The sequence below is a fragment of the Verrucomicrobiia bacterium genome, from assembly GCA_023953615.1.
Taxonomy (GTDB): domain Bacteria; phylum Verrucomicrobiota; class Verrucomicrobiia; order Limisphaerales; family JADLHS01; genus JADLHS01.
In genome coordinates this window covers 2328052-2346857 of the sequence record JAMLJH010000001.1, presented here as the reverse complement: position 1 = coordinate 2346857, position 18806 = coordinate 2328052, and the positions used below count along the sequence as shown (strand labels likewise).

General features: G+C 56.4%; 23 protein-coding genes and 1 tRNA gene. 6 read left to right on the top strand and 18 right to left on the bottom strand.

The window, feature by feature from the left end; all coding sequences use genetic code 11:
- Positions 1–56: 56 nt before the first annotated feature.
- From nuoH to nuoF, 6 genes are read right to left on the bottom strand one after another with little or no spacing between them, the layout of a single operon-like run.
- Positions 57–1133 (bottom strand): NADH-quinone oxidoreductase subunit NuoH, encoded by a 1077-nt coding sequence (gene nuoH, locus M9920_09825; protein MCO5052590.1) that lies wholly within the window; start codon positions 1131–1133, stop codon positions 57–59.
- Between the two features lie 4 nt (positions 1134–1137).
- Positions 1138–1380, bottom strand: a complete 243-nt coding sequence (locus M9920_09820) for a DUF2283 domain-containing protein (protein MCO5052589.1) — start codon at positions 1378–1380, stop codon at positions 1138–1140.
- 1 nt (position 1381) lies between these two features.
- Positions 1382–1633, bottom strand: coding sequence for a DUF4258 domain-containing protein (locus M9920_09815; GenBank protein MCO5052588.1), 252 nt, complete (start codon positions 1631–1633; stop codon positions 1382–1384).
- A gap of 3 nt (positions 1634–1636) precedes the next feature.
- Positions 1637–3376 carry a molybdopterin-dependent oxidoreductase gene (locus M9920_09810; GenBank protein ID MCO5052587.1) on the bottom strand — a complete coding sequence of 580 codons (1740 nt, stop codon included), beginning with the start codon at positions 3374–3376 and terminating at the stop codon, positions 1637–1639.
- Positions 3373–3828, bottom strand: coding sequence for a GxxExxY protein (locus tag M9920_09805; protein ID MCO5052586.1), 456 nt, complete (start codon positions 3826–3828; stop codon positions 3373–3375). The genes M9920_09810 and M9920_09805 overlap by 4 nt, the downstream gene beginning before the upstream one ends.
- Before the next feature lies 1 nt (position 3829).
- Complete coding sequence (nuoF, locus tag M9920_09800) at positions 3830–5257, bottom strand: NADH-quinone oxidoreductase subunit NuoF (GenBank protein MCO5052585.1); 1428 nt, start codon at positions 5255–5257, stop codon at positions 3830–3832.
- 155 nt (positions 5258–5412) lie between these two features.
- Between nuoF and M9920_09795 the strand changes: the two genes are divergently transcribed.
- A tRNA-Gln gene (locus M9920_09795) sits at positions 5413–5486 on the top strand.
- A 29-nt stretch (positions 5487–5515) separates the two neighbouring features.
- Here the strand turns inward: M9920_09795 and M9920_09790 are convergent.
- From M9920_09790 to M9920_09745, 10 genes are all read right to left on the bottom strand, one after another.
- Positions 5516–6241, bottom strand: a complete 726-nt coding sequence (locus tag M9920_09790) for a hypothetical protein (GenBank protein MCO5052584.1) — start codon at positions 6239–6241, stop codon at positions 5516–5518.
- On the bottom strand, positions 6238–7182 hold the full coding sequence (locus tag M9920_09785; protein MCO5052583.1) for a site-specific DNA-methyltransferase: 945 nt from the start codon (positions 7180–7182) through the stop codon (positions 6238–6240). Before M9920_09785 ends, M9920_09790 begins: the two co-directional genes overlap by 4 nt.
- Positions 7183–7243: 61 nt before the next feature.
- Entirely contained in the window at positions 7244–7777 is a 534-nt protein-coding gene (nuoE, locus tag M9920_09780) for an NADH-quinone oxidoreductase subunit NuoE (protein ID MCO5052582.1), read from the bottom strand.
- Positions 7778–7829: 52 nt separating this feature from the next.
- Positions 7830–9116, bottom strand: a complete 1287-nt coding sequence (gene nuoD, locus M9920_09775; protein MCO5052581.1) for an NADH dehydrogenase (quinone) subunit D — start codon at positions 9114–9116, stop codon at positions 7830–7832.
- A complete protein-coding gene (locus tag M9920_09770; GenBank protein ID MCO5052580.1) occupies positions 9109–9396 on the bottom strand; it encodes a hypothetical protein in 288 nt (95 codons plus the stop codon). The genes nuoD and M9920_09770 overlap by 8 nt, the downstream gene beginning before the upstream one ends.
- Positions 9397–9568: 172 nt before the next feature.
- Positions 9569–9793: a hypothetical protein gene (locus tag M9920_09765; protein ID MCO5052579.1), complete on the bottom strand. Its 225-nt coding sequence runs from the start codon at positions 9791–9793 to the stop codon at positions 9569–9571.
- A 2-nt stretch (positions 9794–9795) separates the two neighbouring features.
- Positions 9796–10086, bottom strand: coding sequence for a type II toxin-antitoxin system HigB family toxin (locus tag M9920_09760; GenBank protein ID MCO5052578.1), 291 nt, complete (start codon positions 10084–10086; stop codon positions 9796–9798).
- An 11-nt stretch (positions 10087–10097) separates the two neighbouring features.
- On the bottom strand, positions 10098–10499 hold the full coding sequence (locus M9920_09755; GenBank protein MCO5052577.1) for a DUF2442 domain-containing protein: 402 nt from the start codon (positions 10497–10499) through the stop codon (positions 10098–10100).
- On the bottom strand, positions 10496–10801 hold the full coding sequence (locus M9920_09750; GenBank protein ID MCO5052576.1) for a DUF4160 domain-containing protein: 306 nt from the start codon (positions 10799–10801) through the stop codon (positions 10496–10498). Before M9920_09750 ends, M9920_09755 begins: the two co-directional genes overlap by 4 nt.
- Positions 10802–10804: 3 nt before the next feature.
- Positions 10805–11392, bottom strand: coding sequence for an NADH-quinone oxidoreductase subunit C (locus M9920_09745; GenBank protein MCO5052575.1), 588 nt, complete (start codon positions 11390–11392; stop codon positions 10805–10807).
- Between the two features lie 59 nt (positions 11393–11451).
- Between M9920_09745 and M9920_09740 the strand changes: the two genes are divergently transcribed.
- Positions 11452–11724, top strand: coding sequence for a hypothetical protein (locus tag M9920_09740; GenBank protein ID MCO5052574.1), 273 nt, complete (start codon positions 11452–11454; stop codon positions 11722–11724).
- Positions 11725–11772: 48 nt separating this feature from the next.
- On the opposite strand, the gene nuoB is transcribed toward M9920_09740, so the two are convergent.
- Complete coding sequence (gene nuoB / locus M9920_09735) at positions 11773–12300, bottom strand: NADH-quinone oxidoreductase subunit NuoB (GenBank protein MCO5052573.1); 528 nt, start codon at positions 12298–12300, stop codon at positions 11773–11775.
- 283 nt (positions 12301–12583) lie between these two features.
- Here nuoB and M9920_09730 point away from each other — a divergent pair, with 283 nt between their 5' ends.
- The 4 genes from M9920_09730 (at position 12584) to M9920_09715 (ending at position 18129) form a co-directional block, all read left to right on the top strand.
- Complete coding sequence (locus M9920_09730) at positions 12584–13843, top strand: PmoA family protein (GenBank protein ID MCO5052572.1); 1260 nt, start codon at positions 12584–12586, stop codon at positions 13841–13843.
- A gap of 18 nt (positions 13844–13861) precedes the next feature.
- Positions 13862–15214 (top strand): Gfo/Idh/MocA family oxidoreductase, encoded by a 1353-nt coding sequence (locus M9920_09725; protein ID MCO5052571.1) that lies wholly within the window; start codon positions 13862–13864, stop codon positions 15212–15214.
- Positions 15215–15368: 154 nt separating this feature from the next.
- Complete coding sequence (locus M9920_09720; GenBank protein MCO5052570.1) at positions 15369–16316, top strand: acetylxylan esterase; 948 nt, start codon at positions 15369–15371, stop codon at positions 16314–16316.
- A 55-nt stretch (positions 16317–16371) separates the two neighbouring features.
- Entirely contained in the window at positions 16372–18129 is a 1758-nt protein-coding gene (locus M9920_09715) for a hypothetical protein (protein MCO5052569.1), read from the top strand.
- Between the two features lie 120 nt (positions 18130–18249).
- Here M9920_09715 and M9920_09710 read toward each other — a convergent pair whose 3' ends face one another.
- Positions 18250–18687: a hypothetical protein gene (locus M9920_09710; protein MCO5052568.1), complete on the bottom strand. Its 438-nt coding sequence runs from the start codon at positions 18685–18687 to the stop codon at positions 18250–18252.
- Between the last annotated feature and the right edge of the window lie 119 nt (positions 18688–18806).

The window sequence follows — 18806 nt, the reverse complement described above, 5'->3', positions numbered from 1 at the left end:
TAGGCCAAAGCCAAACACCCGACGGTTAACGCGCGTTTGAGTTGTTACCTTCGCTCTCATTTTAGGCTCCTCCACCACAACCAGATGGCCGTGACCACGATGTTGACTAAGGCCACCGGAATCATCCGGCGCCAGCCGAGATCCATCAATTGATCGTAACGAAAACGCGGCCACATCCAGCGCACCCAAACGAAGAGCACCAGGAAGGCGAAAACTTTGGCCAGGAAAATCACGATGTGCAACACGCCGCCCGGCAACGTGGACGCCGGTTGATCCAGCCCGAACCACGGCAACGTCCAGCCGCCGAAAAACAGCGTCACCATCATGGCCGAGGCCAGAATCATGTTCGCGTATTCGCCCATGAAAAACATCGCAAATTTGATCGAGCTGTATTCGATGTTGTAACCGCCGGCCAGCTCCTGTTCGGCCTCGGGCAGATCGAAGGGCGTGCGGTTGGTTTCCGCGAACGACGCGATCAGAAACAGACAGAAAGCCAGAAAAGTCATCGGATTCTGGATCACCAACCAGTTGGGGAGGAAACCGAGTTGCGTTCCAGTTTGCGCGGCGATGATGGCACTGAGGTTCAAATCGCCCACGTAAAGAAAGACCGGAATCACGCTCATACCCATCGCAATCTCGTAAGAGATGAGTTGCGCGCTGGAGCGAATGCCCCCCAGGAACGGGAACTTGGAATTGCTCGCGTAACCGGCCAGCACCAGGCTGTAAACGCCGAGCGACACAATGCCGAACGTGTAGAGAATACCGATGTTGAGATCGGCCAACACCATGGGTTGCCGCCCCAGCGTCGAACCGAACGGAATGATGGCGAGATTCAAAATCGCCGGCGCGAGCGCAATCATCGGCGCCAGCACGAAAAGCACCTTGCGCACGTGCGCGGGGGTGAATTCCTCCTTGAAGAACGCCTTGATGCCATCGGCAGCGGGTTGCAACAGCCCGAACGGGCCGACCCGGTTTGGCCCCAGCCGATCCTGCACCCAGGCGCACAGGCGCCGCTCCAGCAACACCGTGTAGGCCACCATCGTCATCAAGATGGCAAAACTTACGATCGCCTTCAGCGCTGTGAACAGCACCATTTGGGTCGTGGCATCCAAACTGTTAAACCAGGCACTCATTGATTCACTGTTTCGCCAACGGCAATTCGATTTCTTCGCCCGCCGCTTCGTTGCGCACGACCAGTCGTCCGCCGTCTTGAGAGCGCAATTGTTTGTTGGCGTTCAGAAGCTCAATGCCATAGACGCGACCATCAGGTGCAATATCGATATTCAACTCATCGCTGACCTGGATGGTTTCCACCTGCGCCTTTTTCTTCAACAGGCGGATATAAGCGATGTTATACCGAGGATCGTACGTTAGTTTCATTTCAAAAAAACTTTGTTATGACCGTGATGACCAACCAGTCGCGCTGCTCACGCACCGCGTAGGCAATCACCTGTTTATTCGCATAATATTTTCCCCACCACTTCCCTCCAAATGGGAAGTTACGACGAAATCCCGTTCGTCCCATCTTCGCAGGGAACGAACCGCCGTCCGGCACCGTCGCCAGGACTTCCGCTTCGGTCGCTCCACGTTCAGCCAGACGTTGCTGTGCGTGAGGATGGATGCGCGTTGCCATTTTTCAAATCTTCACCGTTACGCCGATATCCCCCAGCCCCGCCCAGGTCAAACTGTTGAACGCGGGAACATCCTTCGCCATCTCGTTGAACAGCCCCTCGATGGTTTGAAAACCGCTGCGGCCGGTGACGTTGTAAACCACATCGTGTAAAAAATCCCATTCGGCGCGCGCATCGCCCGGCGGCTGGATCGCCTGCATGAAACGCTGCACCCGACCTTCGCGATTCGTGAACGAACCCCGTTTCTCGGCGTGAGCGCAACCGGGCAAAACGTAATGCGCGTACTTCGCCGTTGCGTTCGGTAAAATGTCACTGACGATCAACGTCTCCAACTTGCCGAGCAGCTCCGCGGTAATGCCGTGTTCCTGCACCACTTCGCTGGTGAGTTCTTTCGCGCCCAGTTGGTCACTCTCGACCGAGTGCATCAACAAATCCTCCCCGAACACGATCAGGGTCTTAATTGCGCCGCTGGCAATGCCCTCGGCCATCTTCGCGAGGTTGATGCCCATTTCCGTGAAACTGATGCCCGTGAGCCGGGCGCCGTTGGTGTTCGGATTTTTGTCCGCATCCAAAAGCAAATGATCCCCTTTGCCGATGCGCGGAATGGAATCGCTGATTGCGCCGAGCTTCGCCTTGAGCTTGCTCAACAGCCACAGCTCTTCGTTGGTTTGCCGGGCCGAGGCGATGATGGCCACCGATCCGGCCGGCGCTTGTTTCAGCTTCTCGGCAATTTCACTAAGCGCGGTGGTCCAGGTGGATTTCTCGCCGCGCACCAGCACGTCCTTCAACCGGTCTTCGCGATGAATCCATTTGTAATTCAACCGTCCGGCATCACACATCCACGGGCCGTTCACGCCGTCATTTTCGCGCGGGGTGTAGCGATGGATTTTCCCTTCCCGCGAACCGATGAGGATGTTGCAACCCGTGGCGCAACTCGTGCAAATGCTTTTGGTTTCCTTGAGAAACCAGGTGCGCATTTGGAAGCGGAAATCCTTGGAGGTGAGCGCGCCGACGGGACAAATGTCCACCGTGTTCAGCGTGTAATTGTTGTCGAACGGTTTGCCGGGATACGCGGTCAACGTGCTGTAGCTGCCGCGATTCACAAAGCTCAACGCGTCGTCGCCGGCCACATCGCGAGTGAACCGGATGCAGCGCGAACACATGATGCAACGCTCGGCATCCAGCACAATGCGCGGCCCGAGGTCCTCGGCCTTGGGCTTGTGTACCTTCGGCTCGACCAGGCGGCTGGCGCTTTCACCGTAATCCAGCGAATACTCCTGCAACTTACATTCGCCCGCCTTGTCGCAAATCGGACAATCGAGCGGATGATTAATGAGCAGAAATTCCAGCACGCCCTCGCGCATCTGTTTCACGCCGGGAGTCTGTGTATAAATTTCCATGCCGGGCGAAATCGGCGTGGCGCAGGCGATGGCCGGACGCGGCGACTTGCGGATCACCGGCGTGCCATCGGGGTTCAGCAAGGGTTTGCGATCCGGCCCGAGCGCCGGGGTGCCAAACTCGACGAGGCACATGCGGCAATTCCCGGCGATGGGCAGCTTGGGATGCCAGCAATAGTGCGGGATGTCATTGCGCACCATTTTGCACGCCTGCAACATGGTGGTGGGCGCCGGTTTGCCCTGCCAATCCGGCGAGAGCTTCGGCACTTCGACTTCGCGCCCGTCAATCTTGATCTTGATCTTTTCGATCGGCGGCGGCGCGGGCTGGGTGGTATCCGGTGTGCTCACGGGAGAAACTCCTTCCTTTCACCGCAGAGACGCGGAGACGCAGAGAAATCAATGAAGTTGTTCACGATTCGTTTAATTCCGTTCTTCAAAACCGGGACGTTGAAATTAATCAATAGACCCAGCGTCAATCCGGATAACTTCAAATAGGTCAACAACTGTGCTTCGTGGATCGGCAGCAGATTCTCTACGGTCTTCAACTCCAAAATGATTTTATTTTCGACGACCAGATCAAGGCGGTAGCCGCAATCCAAACTGACCGTCTTGTATTTTACCGGCAGCGTTTTTTGTCGTTCAAAGTTGATCCCTAGCGCTGACAATTCATAGCACAGGCATTCTTCGTAAGCCGATTCGAGCAGACCGGGGCCGAGATGTTTGTGAATTTCAATACAAGCCCCAATCACTTGTTCGGTGATGGCTCTAAAACTCTGCGTCTCGGCGTCTCTGCGTTTCATTTTACTCGGACGTGACAGTGACCAAATCTTTCGTTGAATCGGCTTTTTCTTGAGCGCGTCGTTTTTCATCCGCCGCGCCTTTGGCGATAAATTCATCCCGGAACTTTGCCACGAAACTTTGCACCGGCCACGAACACGCTTCGCCAAACGCGCAGATGGTGCGGCCACCGGGAATGTTATTGGCGATTTTCACCAGATAATCCGCATCCTGCGCCCGCCCCTGACCGTGCGTCAGACGATACAGCGCCTTGCTCATCCAGAGCGAACCTTCCCGGCACGGCGTGCATTGGCCGCAGCTTTCGTGCGCGTAGAATTTGCTGATGTTGGCCAGCACTTCCACGATGTCCGTGCTGTCATCCATGACGATGATGGCGCTCGACCCGGACATCGTGCCCGCCTGCAGCAGCGAATCAAAATCATAAGGCAGATCCAACAAATCCACTTCCTGTTCCACGTCCTTGCCGTCCACCTTGCGCTTCAACTTGAACTTCTCGCCCGCCTTCAGCACTTTCGAGGACGAACCACCCGGGATGATCGCCTTTAATTTTCGTCCCTCACGCAGACCGCCGCCGAAGTTCGGATCATTGATCAACTCGCCCAGCGTCACCTTGCCCACTTCAATTTCGAAATAGCCGGGGCGTTTAACGTGGCCGCTCAAGCTCACGATGCGCGTGCCGGTATTGTTCGGCGTGCCGAGTTTCGCGTACTCCGCCGCGCCCATCGCCACGATGTGCTTCACGTTGCAGAGCGTCTCGACGTTGTTGACGATGGTCGGGCACATGTAAAGCCCGAGCACCGCCGGGAAGTAAGGAGGCTTGATGCGCGGGTAGGCGCGTTTGCCTTCGAGCGATTCAATCAGACCGGTTTCCTCGCCGCAGATGTAAGCGCCCGCGCCGCGATGCACATGAATTTCCAGATCGTAACCGCTGCCGAGAATGTTCTTGCCGAGGAAACCTTTCGCCCGCGCTTCCCGCAACGCCGCGTTCAACAGTTTTGCGCCTTGCGGCATTTCCCCGCGAATGTAGATGTACGCCAGATGCACATCGTTCGCGAAGCACGAGATGATCATGCCCTCGATCAATTGGTGCGGGTCCTTGTGGATGATCTGGCGGTCTTTGAACGTGCCCGGCTCGGATTCGTCCGCGTTGCAGATGAGATAAATCGGCTTGCCACTCCGGCGGTCCACGAAACTCCATTTCAATCCGCACGAGAAACCCGCGCCGCCGCGACCGCGCAATCCGGCCTGTTTTACGTCGTCGCGAATTTGTTCCTGCGGCGATTTCTTTTTGCCGTCGGGTAAATCGAGCGGTTTGATGGCCAGCGCCTTCTGGAGCGATGCGTAGCCGCCGTGCCGCAGATAACATTCGATGTCGGGCGTGTAACCCGGCTCATCAGCGTGTTTGAGGATCAGTCGGTATTCTTGCGGCATCTCAGTTCAAAGCTCCCTGAAGAGCAAAAGCTCGGTGATTCAATGGACGGCAAATCGCCCGGGTCGCGCCAACCGCGCACCGGGCCACCCGGAACAATCTGGCGCGGCGGCTTGACTGGGCCGGTGAAGCGTTTAGTCTGTCGGACGCTCCGGCTTGCCCGATGGTGTAACGGTAGCACAACAGACTCTGAATCTGTTTGTCATGGTTCAAATCCATGTCGGGCAACCATCTTTCACCAAATTTGATTTCCACGAGGTTCATTTGGCAGTCTGCCTTTTGTTTGCGTTCCGAATTGCCGATGCCAGTTCATTGGAGCGGGATTCATACTTTGAAAACTCAGCTACGTTGTCGTGTTTGAGGTGAAGCTGGCCTTCGCCGACGTTTCCGCGATGTTGTCCGGGTGAGTAATATCTGTTGGCCTCCAGTTCTTTCGAGGACAAGACCCAATAGCGGATCACGTCCCGCCAGACACCAACCCACACAAAGACATCACAACAGCCGGGCTTGATTTGCTGAAAGTTCATGTCGAATCGGCGCTGTGAACCTGCCGCCAATGCCTTGACATAAAGCGGCTCATCGCTGTCGAAATCCACCGCCCGTGACGCTTTGACTTCGATTCTGATATTGCCGTCCAAAAGAAAGTCATATTGACCGGAATAGTTTCGGTCGAGCTTCTTGGTCGGTTTCACCAAATCCGGTAAGAGTTCCTTCAAATGACCTTGCGCCCAAGTTTCGCCAAAACCTCGCGGCGCACTGATCTCAAAAATGTAGAGGTAAAGATTCCGCGCGATGTATTCCTCGCGAAGCTCGTAATAGCCGTCAAGCGAAAGCGCATCCGCACCGAGCAAAGTCGAGATGATGTATTCAAACTCGTTAAATGGATAAACTGAAACCAGCGACTCCAAACAAGCCTTCACCTCCGCCTTATCTTTAAGGCGAGAGAGCAGTTCGTCGAGTTGTGCTTGGAGTTTTTCCATTGTCAAAACATCGTGCCTTGAAGCTGCGCTTCGATTTGTGCTCCGGCTGGCTCGCCAGCGGTTTCGGATTCGAACTCGGGAAGTTCCTTTTCAAAAGGATGCCCGTTTTGCCAACCCAATCGTCCAGTTGTTCGGAAATGTTCCAAGCGGCGGATGGCAATTTCACAAAACACAGGATCAATATCCGCTGTGAAACAACGGCGTTGGTTTGTTTCTGCAGCGAGCAACGTCGTGCCGGAATGCGCGAAGAAATCCACAACCAACCCAGCTATCGGTGAACTCGCCTTCACAATGCGCTCAATACACTTCAACGGCTTCTGCGCGTAACACCCGGAAACATTTTCATCCATCCGGTAAAAAACCTGTTGGATGTCCACCCAGACATTCCCGGCTCGGATGTTTTCTGATTTGCTGCGCTCGCCGTTCTCCGTGACTTTGCCGTTCACTTCCTTGTAATAGCCGCGAAGAATCTTGGGGATGTCCGTGTATTCGGCTTCAACATTGAAATCCGGTTCGCCCTTGATGTAATAAAGAAGCTCCTGCCGCACAGCCATCCAGTTCTTCTGCGTGCCATAGCCGCGTTGATTGCGCATCGTGATAAAACTACGCGGACGCAATGCGGTCTCGCGCATCATGATCATGAAGTCTGGCAAAGGTTGAAATCCATTGCGCTGATCCGCACCAAGCCAAACATAGAACGAACTGTCGGACTTTAGGATTGCTGTGCTGTTATTCACCCATTGCCTGCACCAGCGGATGTATTCCCCAAGCTCGCGCTCGTCGAATGCCACCAGATTGTAAGGCGGATCGTGGATGGCCAAATCTGCCTTATTGCCATCCATCAATTCCAAAACCGCGCCCGCATCAGACGCATCAACGCAAGCGACCTTGTGTTGACATTTCGGATCAACCCACGTTTCGCCCGGATGCAGGCGGCAGAGCGGCAAAATTCTTTGCCGAAGCTCTTCGCTCGCATCTAGGCGTGGTAGCGGGTTGTTCTTCATCACATCAATGGCACTTTGCCACAATCTCGTCAGCCTTCGCTGCGCTGACGCCTTCGTAAAAATCCTCGTTGCACATTATCACCGGCGCGCTGCCGCAACCGGCGAGACATTCCACGAACTCGACCGAGAACTTGCCGTCCTTCGACGTCTGCAAACCGTGCGCGTGCGGGTCGAGACCGAGCTTCGTGCAAAAATGTTCGTAGAGCTTGTGCGAGCCGCCGAGCGCGCAGCTCAACGTGCGACAGACCTTGATCTGATATTTCCCGGCCGGCTGCAACCGAAACATCGGATAAAACGTCAGCAGTTCGTAAATGTTGATCGGCGGCAATCCCAGTTTGCGCGCAATCCATTCGACGGCCTCCTGTGAAATCCAGCCGAAGTGCTCCTGCATCGCGTGCAGCAGCATGAGCGACGCACTGCGCTTGACCGGGTAGTGCGAAATGACCTCGTCAATCTCCGCCTCCAATGCCGGGGTCATCGCAAAGTTCCCTTGCGGTCGCAGCAGATTTGGAATGGGGGTTAAAGCAGTGGCTTTCATGACAAACTCATGGTTGGCTCGCGGCGAATAATCTCACGTTGAGAGTTGGGTTTCATCGGTCACATTCCCCCATCACAAAATCCAGCGAGCCAAGAATGGAAACGGTGTCGCCCACCATGTGGCCCGGCAGTAGGTGCGACAAAATACTCAGATTCACAAAGCTGGGGCTGCGAATTTTCATCCGATATGGAGTGCCGCCGCCCCGACTGTAAATGTAAAAACCCAATTCGCCTTTCGGATTTTCGTGGCCGAAATAAATCTCGCCCGGCGGACAATTCACGCCTTCGGTCACCAGCATGAATTGATGGATCAACTCCTCCATGCGCGTCAGCACCTTCTGCTTCGGCGGCAGAATGATTTTGCCATCGGCCACATTGACCGGCTCCTTTGACTCGTTCTCGAAACCGCCCGGAATTTTATCGAGGCACTGATGAATGATCCGCACGCTCTGGCGCATTTCCTCGATGCGGCACAGGTAGCGATCGTAGCAATCGCCCACTTCGCCCACCGGCACTTCAAATTCCAAATCCCGGTAGCACAGATACGGATGATCCTTGCGCAGATCGCGGTTCACTCCGCTGCCGCGCAGGTTCGGTCCGCTCAAGCCATAATCAATCGCATCCGCCTGAGAGATCACGCCGATGTCCCGGGTGCGGTCCACCCAGATTTTGTTCCGGGTCAGCAGCAGTTCCACCTCGTCAATGTTGACGATCACTTCCTTGACGAATTGGCGCACGGCAGCGCACCAACCGGGCGGCGTATCCCGGGAAACCCCGCCGATCCGCGTGTAGGTGGTGGTGAATCGCGCTCCGGTGAGCGCCTCGCAAAGGTTGTAAATCTTTTCGCGCTCGGTGAACGTCAGCAGGAAAACGGTCATCGCGCCCACGTCCATTGAAAACGCGCCCAGTCCGATCAAGTGTGACGAAATACGCGCCAGTTCCGCGCAAATAACGCGGATATATTGGCAACGCGGCGGCAGTTTTTCGTGGATGCCGAGCAATTTTTCCACCGCGAGCGCATAGGCGACGTTGTTGGCCAAAGGCGCCAGATAGTCCAGCCGATCCGTGTACGGAATGAACTGGGTATAAGTCATGTTCTCAGCGATTTTTTCGTCGCCACGATGCAAATAACCGATGTCGGGCGTCGCCTTGAGAATCGCCTCGCCATCCAACTCCAACACGATGCGCAGAACGCCGTGCGTGGACGGGTGAGACGGTCCCATGTTGAGGACCATTTTTTCGCCCTGCAAATCTTGCAGCTCTTCGGCGAGCGGCAATGCCGGTGCAACCTGCGCCTGCGCCGCAGTGTCGCGAATCGTGATTTCTTGAACGTCAGACATGGAGCTTTTTCTGTTTTCCAAACTTTCGGAGTAACGCAATCAGGCCTGCCGAATTAACCGCCAAAAAGGTGTAGATACAGATATTTTCAAACAATTGCTTTCGTTGGAGACTCGCTTTTTCGCGCAACCACCGGGCCTCATTTTCTGTCGTCGGATTCTTCTGCCAGGCATCGTAGGCCCGTACCGTCGGATTCAAATCTATAAAAGGTGAAACGCGCGAAATCGCTATCATGAGCAAACATAACTCCAAAATAATTAAAGCGAGGAAGAACAACTTCATTTAGTTACCCGATGCTTCCCAGATTGTCTTTGACCACGTTGCCCATTTCGGTTTGCGGTAAGCCACCAAATAATTTCTCGTTTGAAGAGCGATATGGCCGCCGAAGTTTATATTCCTACAGTTCGGCAATGCATACTGGCTAGCTGTAATTCGCAAATTCATAAACCCGGATTTACACCAGTTCTGCAACGGCATCATCTTCGTATTTTTCGATAAGCACACCAAGAACTTCCATTAACGAAGCCAGCGGATGCTCTTCATTCTCGCCCACCTCATCCACCAAGTGGTCGAGCAATTTTACAAGCTGACGGTATTCGCGCTCGTTGTGCGGCACCCGCAAGGTAGGCTCAACTTGCGGCCAAGCTTGGAATGCTCTTTTGATTTGTGCGTTTGACATCGTTAGCTCTCTTTCCATTTACCGCTGTCGTAATCGGCATGTGTGAGCACGGCCCGAATATACACCTTGCGGCGATTGTAATGAAGCGCCGCCACCAAACGAGCCTTGTTGCCGCCAATGTTGAACACGGTCAGCCCGCCTACTTGATCCGCGTGTGGAAACACACGCCGCAGCTCGGCGAAGTTGGCCGGATTGTTCTTCTTTAACGCTTGATACCAATGAATCAAGCCGCTCGCCACGGCCGGATGCAGCTTTGCAAATTCGTTCAACCGTTTGCGCGTAATGATATGCATAACTCATGCAATCAATCCTCCGGCGTCCGCACACGCGATTCGTGTTTCGATTTTTTGTAAGAAACCGGCTTGGTTTTTCGCTGCGAGACGGACGCCGCCGGAAAAATGGTTTCACTCAAAACCAAATGCGCTGGAGTCGGCGCTTCCCCTTTAAGAATTGTCCCGTGATACAAATCCATGATGGGAAAAATCATCTGGTAGTCGCCCCATATCAAATCCCCGTCCTGGATGTGGAAGCGCTTGAACTTTTTCAGATCGCGATAATCGGTCGTGTCGGGATTGCGCGCCTTGGCGAGAAACGGTCCGAAGTCAACCACGCGCACCGCGCCGTCATTGAACGTGAGCCGCAGCTTGTAGCCCGAAACGTATTTCGCCTCGGTCACTTCAAGATACTGCGTCGCGCTCGTTTTCATTTGATCCTCCGGGTGATGATTTCCGGTTTGCTCCGAATGTTGTTCACGAAAAAGTTGATCCAGTGTTCCACAATTTCTTCCGCCCTGGCATTCACGAATGTTTCAAAATCCCTCAACCTTGATCCATCCAGCGGGCGTTTGCCGGGGATGTGGCCAACCACCACGCGGATGACCCGGCCATTCTCCAAAATGATTTCCGCGCGGCTCTCCTGCTTGCCGTGTTTGCCATGAACATGAATCGGTTCGTGCTCATTCGAGTAAAAATAAATCAAGATGCCAAGATATTCGTAGAGCTTCGGCATGGTTCATTGCGGTGAACTTTCAAAGGTCTTGGCGCGCGGCTCGCGGGAAATGGCGCTTTTGCGACCAGGCGTGGTCACGAACGGACCGCCTTCAATGGGCGCAACTCCCGTCACCGCCACTTCGGGTACTTCCGTCGGTTTGCCGGTGACCGGGAAATCCTTCCGCAGCGGGAAATGGGGATAACCATCCCACATTAGAATCCGGCGCAAATCGGGATGCCCACGGAAGCGAACGCCCATCATGTCGTAGATTTCCCGCTCGTGCCAATCCGCCGTGCGCCAAATGGTGGTCACCGTCGGCAATTCCGATTTTTCCTCCCCCACACTCACCACCAGGCGCAGATATTGATTATGCTCCAGCCCCGCCAAATGGTAGGCGAGAATCCAACGCGGATCATCGCCGTAATTGTCCACGCTCGAAATATCCACCAGGTAATCAAAACCCAGCTCTTGCTTGGCAAATCCGCACAGGTCAGCAATCTTCTCGGCATCAAGCACTTTGAGCGTCACTTCGCCGCGAAATTCCGTCGGCTCGGAAATAAGCTCCCCAAACCGGGCTTTGAGTTGATTAGCCAATTCCAGTGCGGTCATGGCTGTTCCTCCCCAATAATTACCGTGACATTTTGACGGCCGGAACTTAATCCATCAGCATGAATTCGATCCTGCGAGCAAAACTCTTTCCCGCCCGGCTTCGAACCGCGATCCAATGGTTGATAATAACTTTGCCGCTTTACGTGCTTAGTGCCGGACCGGTCGCTTGGGCGACCAATGATGCTTTCCATCCGCGCTATCTGCCTGACGAAATCTGGATGTTGTACCTGCCGTTGTTGTCTTTGACCCGAGTGGAATGGATCGGCAGTGTGTTTCACTGGTACACCGCCATTTTGTGGCAGGGTTTCCCAGCGGGTTACACAACCCTCTAGCCACGACGGAGCGCAATTCTGCGTTTCAAAATTCATGGTCATTCGGCCTCAAACTTTCGGCAGTGCCGGGCCGGGTTTCTTCAAAGTGGCCAGAAACGGTTCCCGCTGCACCTTGTTTTGGAGCTTTATCAGCGCGTCCAGCAACGCTTCCGGTCGCGGCGGACAGCCCGCCACATAAACATCCACCGGCAAAATATGGTCCACCCCCTGCAACACTGAGTAACTGCGATACATGCCGCCAGTGGACGCGCACGCCCCCATGGCGATGACCCACTTGGGCTCGGCCATTTGGTCGTAAATGCGTTTCACCGACATGGCCATCTTGTAGGTAACGGTCCCCGCCACGATCATCACGTCGGATTGACGGGGAGAAAACCGCATGACTTCCGCCCCAAAGCGCGCAATATCAAAGCGACTCGCACCGGTGGCCATCAACTCAATCGCACAGCAAGCCAGCCCCATCGGCATGGGCCAGAGGGAATTTTTCCGAAACCAGTTGATAACGGCGTCCACGCGGGTGTGAATGACATCACCCTCAATACGTGAGTCGTATCCAAAATCGGTGGTTTGAGGCATACAAAGCGCGCGTCGAATTAAAACGCAGCCGCAGCTTAAACAACGCCCACAACCGGAGCAAGAACGATTCGTGATTTTTTTCACAAAGTCGCCAATTTCAGCACTCGCGCGCGGAAGTTAATCGCCCTCGAGAAACTGCTACTGACGACGGAGGCGCAACTGGCCCTCACTGTGAGAATGTGACGCGACAACCAACCCGACTGGTCAAGTCATTCGTCCGCATAATCTACTCGACCGCGCGTGCGGCAACTTCTAATTTTTAACCCCAGCAAAGTCTGAAAGCATGATGAGTCGAACTCTCCCAAGCATTTTCGGCTGGTTTATGGCCTCGCTGCTGGCGTTACCAGCCGCCGTGAGCGTTAACGATCCAGGTGGCGCGCTTGGCGCTGCGCACGCGCCCACGACCGCAATCGTTAAGCTAAATCGCACCCAGCACCGCGCCGCACTGGAGGGAAGACTGCAATTACGCGAGTTGTCAGCAACGGCAAATGTGGCGGAACCGGCGATTTCAGTACAATTATTGGATCCATCGGGGCCGCGCAACGAAGCGCAAATCTGTTGGCTCATGCCACCGGGCGCGAGCGGCGAACGACAGTTTGAATTGCAAACCAGCCGACAACGCCCGGACGACGAGTTGTTGGCGCAACTGGATGCAGTGAGCGGTCAATACGACATTACCGACGCTGGTAAACCAGTGTTGCGGTATGTCTATACGACGATCGAGCCGGGTGCGGTGCTGGAACAGGTGACGCCCGGCAACCGCAAGTATGCCCGCGCCCGAAGTGATTACATTCATCCGCTGTTCGGTTTTGACGGCGAACCGCTCACGTTGGACTGGCCGATTGATCACCCTCATCACCGCGGCATCTATTGGGCGTGGCCGGAAGTGGACTGGCGCGGCCAACGCGGCGACCTGCACGCGCTGCAATCCGTCTTTGCCCGGCCAACGGGCCAATGCCGCGTCAGCAGTGGTCTCGTCTTCGCGCAGATTGAAGCCGAGAACATCTGGAAATGGGAAGATCAGGACGCCATCGTCCGTGAACGCGCCATCATCCGCGCCTATCGAGCGACTGGAGCGCAGCGTTTAATTGATCTGGAATTTCAATTCACGGCGCTGACCGAACCCGTTCAGCTTGCGCGGCGCGACACCGACAAATATGGCGGGTTGAACCTGCGTTTCAGCAAAGTGCTGGATCAAGCAATTGCTTTCCACACCGATTCCAGCAACTCACTGCCGCGCATGGCATGGGCGGAGTTGAACGGCCGGTTTGTTCAAGCAGGCCGAACGACCAGCCTGGTGGTGTTCCAGCACAACGGCAATCCGGATTATCCCGGCGATTGGGTTAAATTCCCTGAGATCAATTGGTTTCAACCGACCTTTCCCGCCAGCGGCACCCGCTACGAGTTGCGACCCGGAAAACCGCTGCGGTTGCGGTTCCGCCTCTGGCTGCACCAGGGACCACCGACCGATGAACAGCAATCGGTCGCGCAGTGGCGGGCGTATCATGCTCCGGCGGCGCCAGGATTCGCCGGTTCGCGTTAAACTCACCAAGGAAAATTTATGAACACTGAAAACACCACCTCTCGTCGCGAGTTTATCCAGAAAACTGCGACCATTACCGCCATTGGATTCGCCGCGCCGCATCTGGCGCTCGGGGCCAGTCCGCAACCGCGCCGCAAACCGTCGCCAAACAGCCGCATCCACGTTGGATTGATCGGCTGTGGTGGCATGGGCCGTTCCAATCTCAAGGCGTGCGCCAAACACGCCGACGTGGTGGTCACGGCGGCTTGTGACGTGCAAGCGCCCCGGCGCGACGCGGTCGTCGCCGAGTTCAAGGATACTTGCAAAGGTTACACGGATTATCGGGAAATGTTGCAACAACCCGACCTGGACGCAGTCATCATCGCCACGCCGCCGCACTGGCATTGCCTGCAAGCCATTGATGCGTGCGCGGCGGGCAAGGACATTTATCTGCAAAAACCCATGACGCTGCATCTGGGCGAGAGTCTGGCGGTGCGCAACGCGGTGCGGCGACACGACATCATTTCGCAGGTCGGCACGCAAATTCATGCCTCGGAGAATTATCGGCGCGTGGTGGAATATCTGCGCAGCGGCAACCTGGGCGCGGTCGGAACCGTGCGCACTTTTCACGTGATGAACCAAGGCCCGCGCGGAATTGGCTTTGCGCCCCGGGGGCCGCAACCCGCGGATATTGATTGGGAATTGTGGTGCGGCCCCGGACCGCTGATGCCCTACAATCCCTTGACCGTTCAGGGCGCGGGCACCCATTCGTCCTGGATGGCTTACAGCGGCGGATGGACGCCCGGCATGGCGCCGCACATTATTGATCTGCCCATCTGGGCGCTGGATTTGGGTTATCCGCAAGAGATCAGTTCTTCCGGCGGACGCTTCGTCATCCATGACGATGGCGACATGTACGACCATCACGAAGTCCTGTGGCGCTACCCCAAAATGACGATGACCTGGATGACGTCGCTGACCAACAGTTACGGATTCGACTTCGAGGGCGATCCCCAACCCCGGCGCCGGCTCGGCATTTATTTTCATGGCGTGAACGGAACGCTCTTTGCGAACTACAGCACACTCAACATCGTCCCCGAAGGCGACGCCCTGAAAGACAAGCCCACTCCGGCCGCTTCAATTCCCCCCTCGCCGGGACACGAGCGCGAGTGGTTGGATTGCATCAAATCCCGCCAGCAACCGAGTTGCAGCGTGTTTTATCACACCCGCGTGGACGTGCCGGTGGTGCTGAGTCTGCTTTCACTCCAACTGGGCCGCTCGATCCGCTTCGATCCGGTGCGGGAGGAAATCGTGGGCGACTCTGAAGCGGCCAAGCTGGCCGTGCCGACCTATCGCCGTCCGTGGAAGTTCCCGAAACAATATCTCGCTTGAACTTTGGCCGGCCCTCAATCCACCACGGGATTGGACGCAAATTGCATTGTCATTTGAGCCTCGCCGGGCTTAATTGACCGGCGCCATCTCAATGTCCGCCCCGGCATCAACCGCAAACAGGAAACGACGCATCCTGCGCAAGACGCTCAAAATTTTGGGCGCGCTGGCGATCTTGTGCCTGCTGTCACTGATCGGTTTGAAATGGTATCTGGACGCAACTTATTTCCGCGGTTACCACCCTGGCGCGCCGTTGCGTGTGGAAGTGACGGAGGAAAAGCTGGAGGCCGATTATCGCTGGACCAAGTTCTACTATCGCGGCTTCCGCGATGATCGCGTGCCCGCACTGATGGTTGCGCCCAAGGCGGCCCCGTCGCCGCTCCCGTGCGTGGTGTTCGTACACGGTATCGGCAACGACAAGGAATTCATGCACCGGCACGGACTGGATCAGCCATTCGTCAACGCCGGCTTCGCCTTCGTCTGCTTTGATCAACTCATGCGCGGCGAGCGGAAGATCAACCACCAGTCCAGTCTGGCGCAGGCGGAAGCTTTTCGCGTACGCGCGGCTTACACCGTCGGCGACATCCGGCGCCTGATTGATTATCTGAGCATGCGCCCGGACATCGCCACCAATCGCATCTATCTCTGCGGCGCCAGTTACGGCGCCATCACCGGCAGCACCGCCACGGCCTTCGATTCACGCATCCGCGCGGCCACGCTGGTTTACGGCGGCGGCAACTTGTGGCGCTTGTTGTCGGCTGAAGCCGCCGATGAATTGGGAAAGTGGCGACTGCCGGCTTATCTGGTGGGTTGGTACTTCGGCAGCGTTTTTGATCCAGCCCGATACGTCGGCCGCATCGCGCCGCGCCCGGTCCTGCTGCAAAATGGCAAGGCGGACACCGTTGTGTCTCCGGCCGCCGCCCGCGCGCTGCAGGAAGCCGCGCGCGAACCGAAGCAGATCATCTGGTACGAAGGCGATCACCTGGGTAAAACCAGTGATTTGGACCAGGAACTCGTCGTGCGCGTGATCGCGGACTCGCTCAAATTTTTGCAGGCGGAAGATGCGAAAAACCAACCCAACGTCGCCGGGCTGAGCCACCAATGAAATCCAAATTGCGAACCAACTCAACTTCAACCCAACTGACCGGATCACACTCATCATGAAAACGAACCTGTTGAATCATCCTCCCCGTCGCCTGAACCACTGGCTGGTACTGCTGTTGGGCCTGGCCACTTCCACTGCGTTCGCCGCGACGAAAAGCGCGCCACTTCAGATCAGTGTTTATTGCACTGCCGGGGAGGCGCGAACCCATCTCAGCACCCCCGAAGGCCGTCAAAAAGTTTTGCAAACCATCACGCCACTCCACGTTTCGCGAATCTTTCTCGAAGGTCGTCGGGGCGATGAATACGTCGCGCCGGAGCAATTGCGCGAAATCCGCGACTTCTTCACCGCGCATGGAATCCACTGCAGCGGTGGGATTGCCACCGTGCCCGGAAATGAATTTGCTCCCCGCCAGACCGGCGGATTGAATTGGTTGAATTGGGAAAGCCCCAAAACGCAGGCGGGCGTGACGGAATTTTTCAAGGAGAACGCGCCCGTCTTCGATGAATTGATCGTGGACGATTTCTATTGCACCGGCGACGTCTCGCCCGAATCCGACCGCGCCAGAAATGGCCGCGACTGGGGCACGTACCGACGCGACCTGCTGGTCTCCTTGATCGAGCCGATGATGGTGCAGCCCACGCGCGCCGCGAATCGCCGCACCAAGCTCATCCTGAAATTTCCGCAATGGTACGACCGCTTTCACCTGTTCGGTTACGATCCGGCGCGGATGCCGAAATTTTTCGATTCGGTCTGGGTGGGCACAGAAGTGCGCGATCCGCAAACGCAGCGCATGGGTTACGTGCAACCCACCGAGGGCTACATGAATTTCCGCTGGATCAGTTCCGTTGTCGGCAAAAAGGTGCGCGGCGCGTGGTTTGATCACATCGAGTGCAGCGCCCAGAATTTCGTGGATCAGGCCTATCAAAGCGTCCTGGCGGGCGCGCAGGAATTGACCCTTTTCAACCTGGGCAACCTGATGGCGGCGCATCCCGGCGACGCCTTGTTTGCGGAGCGTTTGCCCGATTTGCAGCAACTCGCCTCGCGCGGGCGCGGCCAAGACCGACGCGGCATTGCCTACTATAAACCGCCCGACAGCGAGAGCAGCGAGAACCTGTACCTGGCGGATTACCTGGGCATGATCGGACTGCCGATTCTGCCCGTGGGCGAATATCCACGAAAGGCCCAAGTCGCCTTCCTGCCCGTCCAAGCCGCGGCGGACGCGCAATTGCTGGTAAAGATGCGCCGCCATTTGAAAAGTGGCGCAACGCTGATTTTGACTCCGGCGCTGGTGAAAGCGCTGGGGCCGGAAGCCGCAACCCTGGCCGGAGTGAAAGGTTTGCCCCACGATGCCGGACTCCTGGCAGACCGATTTCAAATCGGCGCCGAAACCGCGACTGCCGAACGCCCGGTGGACCTGGGCGCGCGATTACAAGCCACTGACAGCACGGTGCTGATCACCGCAAAAGTTGGCGATCAGACCCAACCATTCCTGACTCGTCGGGCCGTGGGCAAAGGCCAGGTATTCGTCCTCAACGTGCGGACTTTCTCCACCGAAGACTTTGGCAAAACCGGCGAGTGGCTGCTCTCCCCGCAATTGTTGGGATTACCCGTCATTCCCCAAAACCTGGCCGACGCATTGCGCACGGATTTCCTCGCGCCGCTCGGAATAAAATTCCGCGCGCCCGCCGGCGTGGGTCTGGTATTGGCGGGCCAGGAAGCGTGCGTTTACAGCTTTTTGGATCAGCCGACCGAAATTCAGTTCCAAGACGCTTCAATTTCACTCCCCGCGCACGGCTGGGCCTGGTTGGAATAGAATCGTCAATGAAGTCCGTCACCACGGGCGACGGCTGGATCCGCCACGCCCCATTCGAGGAGCGGGTGCTGGTTCGATTGCGGGTTTCAACACCCGGCCCTTGGGCAATCGAACCCTGATTCAGGGACTGATTCCATCGTGCTGTTGAATGAAGGCTCGCAGGTCATTCAAGGAGTCGAGGGGCCGCTCCGGCAACTGGACCTCGCAACAAAAATAACCGGACATGAAAATCTCGGTGCCGTCAGAGAAACGGAACCAGGTGCCGCCGTCATCGCGTGTGAGATGATGCGACCGAAACCAGAAGCGCGCCGAACTGCCGTCCCGACAACTGATTATGCCGACTTCGGTGCCGTCCGAGAGGTCCGCGCGCCGAACGTAATCATTATAGGCCCGCTCCAAAACGAGCGACGCCGGGTCTAAACGGCTGGCCCGCTTCACCTCGCGATACGCGCGGGAGCCACATCCCATGAGGGCGCAGGCAAGAACGAGGAGCGACAGCATCCGCACGACGCATAACAATTGGAAGGCGGGATACTTCGCGCGTAATTGGCGAGCCATGCCCAAAGCGTGGGGGGCCGCTCCAGGCGTTGTCAATACCACGAACCGCACCCGAATGCCACAAAGCCACAACGACTCCACTGGGGCTGGGGAGCACACGCGTCTCGCGTGTGCTGGCG